Consider the following 5,287-nt stretch of genomic DNA (forward strand, 5'->3'; position numbering starts at 1 on the left):
TTCGAAGCCATTGAGGCTACTATCAATTTGAAACTCAGTCGCTGCGTAGGATGTTCGCTTCCAACGCCGCTGCGACGAAGGCCCGTCTCGCAACCGGCGTCTGAGCTTCACCGCGCAGAACCTGAAGTAATCAGCAGCAGTTCATAATGTGAAGGAACGCGCCGAACACGCGATTTTCCCAGCAGGCAGGCCCGATCGGCCTTCGGCGTGCTGCGCATTATTTTCCGACATGAGATCTTTGGCTGTCGTTCAAAACGCAGTCGAGGAGATTTTCATGTCACACGAAACCAGCTCTCTGGTCACCGAACTGAAGGCGTGGCTGACGCAACAGCGATTCAATCCATTTGTAATTTACAATTATTGCCGCAACGCCGAGTATTTTCTGCAGCATCTTTCCGAGCGAGGCATAGCTCTGGAGATGGTAACGCCGGATGATGTGTCGAAATACCTTCGCCTCGCCGTGCGTCGATTTCGAAAACGATATGGTCATCCACCGGCACCTCATTGGGAGGCCACCCCGCGGGCGGCAATCCATGCCCTTTTACGACGTTCGCTTAAGCGATGGCCTCCAGAACCGGACCCGACCGATGCTGGCGAACGTCTCTACCGCGAGGTTTTGGCTCATTATGAGGGCGGAGCCGGTACCGATCATGCTACAGCACTGGGCGGCGGCACGGTCGACGGCGAACCATGCCGCCGAATGCGAGAAGCTCGCGCGCGTGCTGGGCAAGGCGCTTAACCGTTTGATCCGGCGATCATGCCGAAACGTCCCGACCCGCGGCCGGGACAGCAGGTCGCGAAGCAATGGCGCCGGCCCTACATCTACAGTGTCGAAGAGATCCGTCGGCTTCTCGATATCGCCCAATCCTACCCTTCACCGCGGTCACCGCTCCGACCGGTGAGCCTCTACGTGATGCTGGTATTGGCCTATTGCTGCGGGTTGCGGCTGGGGGAACTCGCGCGTCTCGATCTTGGTGATGTCGATCTGATTGCCGGCACGATCACCATCCGGGAAACGAAGTTCTTCAAGTCCCGGATCCTGCCGCTTGCCGGCAGCACACTGGCGGCGCTGACGGAATATCTGGTGATGAGGCGTAAGGCGAAGGCGCCGCAAAATGCGGAGTCCGGCCTGTTCTGGCACGATCAAGGCAATGCCCGATACACGTCGCAGGCCATCGCCCGTTGCCTGATCGACATCCTGCGTCGTGCTGGGCTCAAACCGGCGACAGGCAAAACCGGACCTCGCATTCACGATCTTCGCCACTCGTTCGTGGTGAACCGTATTCTCGAATGGTACCGCGCCGGCATCAATCCGCAGGACAAGTTGCCGTTCCTCGCGACGTATCTTGGTCACCGCGATATCCATTCGACGCTCGTCTACATCACCGTCACCCAGGATCTTCTGGAACAGGCAAACCAACGCTTCCGAAGGTTCGGGGCACATTGCCTTGCCGTATCGGAAGGGGTGCGGCCATGAGGATGGTCGACCCATTCCCGCGTCTGCTTCATGCCTTCTTCTATGAATGGCTGGTCCAGCAGCGAAACGCATCCAAACATACTGTGCGTTCTTACCGTGACACCTGGCGCCTATTCCTAAGGTTCGTCGCGCAGCAACGGCATCGATCGRTTGCCCGGCTCACTCTGGCGGACCTGACAGCCGCCGAGGTCAGCGCCTTCCTGCGCCATACCGAGCAGGAGCGAGGAGACACGATTGGCACGCGCAATTGCCGCTTGTCGGCCTTGCGCAGCTTTTTTGGCTTCGTTGCTGGTCGGGAACCAGCGGCTATCGCACAGTGCACCGAAATCCTGCATGTGCCGATGAAGAAGGCACCAACCCCCGCGCCATGCTATCTGGAACCGGAAGAAGTGAAGGCGATTCTAGCCCAGCCCGATCGCTCGACGGTCGAGGGGCAGCGCGACCACGCGCTGCTCTCCTTCCTTTACAATACGGGTGCGCGCATCCAGGAAGCGCTCGACGTTTGCCCCGGGGCAATCCGGTTCGATACGCCTGCTTGCGTCCGTCTCTACGGTAAGGGCCGGAAAGAACGCATCAGCCCTCTCTGGCCGGAAACCATCTTGCTGCTGCGATCATTACTTCGGCGGCAGCCAAGACGCGAGGACGAACCGATCTTCGTCAATCGGTATGGCGCTTCACTCGGCGCTTCGGGCGTCCGCTTCAAACTGGTCGAATATGTCGAAGCGGCAACAAAGATCGCGCCCAGCCTCGCTTCCAAGACGATTACACCCCACAGCTTCCGTCATGCGACGGCGGTTCATTTGGTGGCGGCGGGCGTCGACATCACGGTGATCCGGAGCTGGCTTGGCCACGTCAGCCTTGACACCACCAACCACTACGCTCAGGCGAATCTGGAAACGAAGCGCATGGCATTGGAGCGGCTCGAAATCCCATCGCCACCAGGCAAACGCGCGTCGTGGAAGGAGGACCAGAGCGTTATCGCCTGGCTCGACACCTTGTAATTCCGCAAAAATAATGTCGAGGAACGCGTCACCACCGGCCCAGCAAAAACCACGTGTTCGGCGCGTTCCTTCTCATTATGAACTGCTGCTGATGTCTGCGCTAATGGCGAGCTCGCCATTACTGAAGACATGCATCCATAGACAGTTTTCGCTTCGTCGTCTGATGAGGGAAACTCCGCAGCAGGATCGCGGCTGCGTCGTTCACATCGAATATGACGCGCTCACGCTCCTGCCGGCCAACTTGCACCACCACGGGCCGGACGAACCTGCTCGACATGCTTACACTTTCAATTCAGGTCATGACACGGACTTCGAGTATCAGGACGTGGGGTCAGTTTATACAGCAGGCCCCGAAAAGAAACCGCGGTTACTCAATCTCGAGAGAAGTTGCCTGTCCAATTTCAGCAGGCCGCTACCTGAATCCGGAGGGGCCTCGGTCCTGTTGCGCAAGAAAGCACAGCGGAATTCTGTCGCATCCGGAAGATGAAGCTGCGCTTGGTCCCATGCTCGAGCTTTCCTGAAGAAGGCCGCGCCTTCCTTCCTGGTCGTAAGCCTTGAAGAGGCTGCTGCCGCAATGGCGACGCTTCTAGGGGCGCAGGCGCCGGGAGAGAAAGAGGGCGGGCGGGTTGCGGTGGCGGGTAAAGGTCCGGGAGAGAGTCTTCCGGCGCCCGCCGAGGAGCGACACCCATGACCCAGATGGAAATTCACACGCCAAAGCGCAACGAGCGTGCCGGTTACAAGGTCGACGTCAGCCGCGGCCAGCGCATCGGCCGCGTCTCGTCAGAATGGTTTAACCGGCCGGCGGACGAGCGATACCTGTCGCTTGCCGACCTCCGGAATTCGGTAAAGAGCCGATCGGAGCGCAGCAAGACCCGCATCGTCGAAAGTGAGCTGATCCGCGTCGAGGCCAGCCGCGACGATCCCGAGCGCCTGAGACTAATGCTGCCCGATGCGCGTGCGCCTGTTGCCCCCACGCATTGGAGTTTTGGCCAACTCGCCAGCCTGGTCGGCGCGCCGGCCACCTATCTGCGTCAGCTGCCGGCTCCGCTCGCGGCGATCAACCTACAGCATGGTCTCCTCAACCATCGCGCCGAGCAGGTCAAGACGCTGGAGATCGAGAACGGACGCCTCGAGTTGCGGGCGGTAACAGGCCCTGATTACGGCAGAATATTTGACTCAGAACTGGTGGACGCGGTGCAAAAGATCGCCGGCAACGGAACCGGCGACACCCGCTGGAAGGTGCCCRGTGTGCTCGACTGGTCGACAGGTATCTACAATCCGCACGTCGACATCTCCCGCGATACCACGACGCTCTACGCGTCAGACCGCGATGTCTTTGTGTTCCTCGTCGACGATCTGAACCCGATCCAGGCCGGACGGCTGCCAAATGGGGAACCGGATCTCTATTTCCGCGGCTTCTACTGCTGGAATTCCGAGGTCGGTGCCCGCACCCTCGGGATCGCCAGCTTTTATCTGCGCGCCGTGTGTCAGAATCGCAATTTGTGGGGCGTGGAAGATTTCGAGGAAATCACCATCCGCCATTCAAAATACGCGGCCTCCCGTTTCGCACTGGAAGCCGAACCGGCCCTGATCCAGTTTGCCGATTCCTCCCCCATGCCGTTCGTCAACGGCATCAAGACGGCGCGGCAAAGGATCGTGGCCCGAGATGACGAAGACCGCCAAAACTTCCTGCGCAAGCGCGGCTTCTCCAAGTCGGAGACCACGAAGATCATCGATACTGTTCTCATGGAGGAAGGCCGACCACCGGAATCGATCTTTGATTTCGTGCAGGGCATCACGCGGGTCGCGCGCGACAAGCCGCATCAGGATGTCCGACTGGACCTGGAGGGCAAAGCCAAGAAGCTCCTCGACTTCGCCGCCTGATCCTGCGGAGGCCGGCAGCGAAAACTGTCGTTGTCGGCCTCGTCTCCGGCCGTCTCCATCGATCCCAGCGCCGTCCTCCGAAGTAAGAGGACGGCGCTTTTTTCGTTTGAGAACCCGGTGAAGCCAACATGCTGGAGGGATGCACCTCCGGCGGCTCGGCCGCGTCGAGGTCTGAGCCGGGGCCGGGTCGGCGTGAGGCCTGGAGGCAGAGGGGGGAGGGGAGGGTTTTTGACGGGCTTGGAGGTTCGGGGAGAGGCCCCGGGCCGCCCGTCATGGAGAACCTGACCATGGCAAAGAACGCCATTCAGAAGATCGCGATGAACGCCGCGGAGAATATTCCCTATGACAAGCTGATGCTGTCGCAGAAAAATGTCCGGCGCATCAAGGACGGCGTGTCGATTGAGCAGCTGGCCGAAGACATCGGACGGCGAAAGCTGATCCAGAGCCTGAACGTCCGTCCCGTGCTCGACGGCGAGGGCGAGGAGACCGGCACGTACGAGGTGCCCGCCGGCGGCCGGCGTTATCTCGCGCTCGGCATCCTCATCAAGCAAAAGCGCCTGGCCAAGAATGAGCCAATCCCCTGCATCGTCAATCGCGGGCAGGAGACCTCGGCCGAGGAGGATTCGCTTGCCGAAAACCTGCGGCGCGCCGACCTCCATCCGCTCGACCAGTTTCGGGCCTTCAAGACGCTCAGCGATCAGGGCCTCGATCCGGACGAGATCGGCGCCCGCTTCTTCGTATCGCCGGCGACGGTCCGGCAGCGCCTGCGGCTAGCCTCGGTGTCGCCAAAACTTCTCGATCACTACGAGAACGACGAAATCCGTCTCGAACAGATCATGGCGTTTTCGATCTCGGACGATCACGCGCGCCAGGAACAGGTCTGGGAGCGGATTTCCAGCTCGCACACGCAGGAACCCTATTACAT

At 60.2% G+C, this 5,287-nt stretch carries 6 protein-coding genes; 5 read left to right on the forward strand and 1 reads right to left on the reverse strand.

The window, feature by feature from the left end; all coding sequences use genetic code 11:
- Positions 1-34 precede the first annotated feature (34 nt).
- Complete coding sequence (locus tag AC1D08_RS33535) at positions 35-118, reverse strand: hypothetical protein (RefSeq protein ID WP_477425325.1); 84 nt, start codon at positions 116-118, stop codon at positions 35-37.
- A 156-nt stretch (positions 119-274) separates the two neighbouring features.
- Here AC1D08_RS33535 and AC1D08_RS33540 point away from each other — a divergent pair, with 156 nt between their 5' ends.
- The 5 genes from AC1D08_RS33540 to AC1D08_RS33560 all read left to right on the forward strand — a co-directional run.
- Positions 275-739 carry a hypothetical protein gene (locus AC1D08_RS33540; RefSeq protein ID WP_477425316.1) on the forward strand — a complete coding sequence of 155 codons (465 nt, stop codon included), beginning with the start codon at positions 275-277 and terminating at the stop codon, positions 737-739.
- An 18-nt stretch (positions 740-757) separates the two neighbouring features.
- Positions 758-1,477, forward strand: coding sequence for a tyrosine-type recombinase/integrase (locus tag AC1D08_RS33545; RefSeq protein WP_477425318.1), 720 nt, complete (start codon positions 758-760; stop codon positions 1,475-1,477).
- Complete coding sequence (locus tag AC1D08_RS33550) at positions 1,474-2,478, forward strand: tyrosine-type recombinase/integrase (protein ID WP_477425319.1); 1,005 nt, start codon at positions 1,474-1,476, stop codon at positions 2,476-2,478. Before AC1D08_RS33545 ends, AC1D08_RS33550 begins: the two co-directional genes overlap by 4 nt.
- Before the next feature lie 687 nt (positions 2,479-3,165).
- On the forward strand, positions 3,166-4,362 hold the full coding sequence (locus tag AC1D08_RS33555) for a DUF932 domain-containing protein (RefSeq protein WP_477425321.1): 1,197 nt from the start codon (positions 3,166-3,168) through the stop codon (positions 4,360-4,362).
- A 287-nt stretch (positions 4,363-4,649) separates the two neighbouring features.
- Positions 4,650-5,287: ParB/RepB/Spo0J family partition protein (locus AC1D08_RS33560; protein ID WP_477425323.1), on the forward strand; the 638-nt coding region annotated here is incomplete at its 3' end.

Source organism: Mesorhizobium sp. P2_E6 (assembly GCF_056403835.1).

What these genes read in the sequence shown, in the direction of transcription:
- AC1D08_RS33545 (WP_477425318.1), top strand. Translation starts at nt 758, where the DNA reads ATGCCGAAACGTCCCGACCCGCGGCCGGGACAGCAGGTCGCGAAGCAA.
- AC1D08_RS33540 (WP_477425316.1), top strand. Translation starts at nt 275, where the DNA reads ATGTCACACGAAACCAGCTCTCTGGTCACCGAACTGAAGGCGTGGCTG.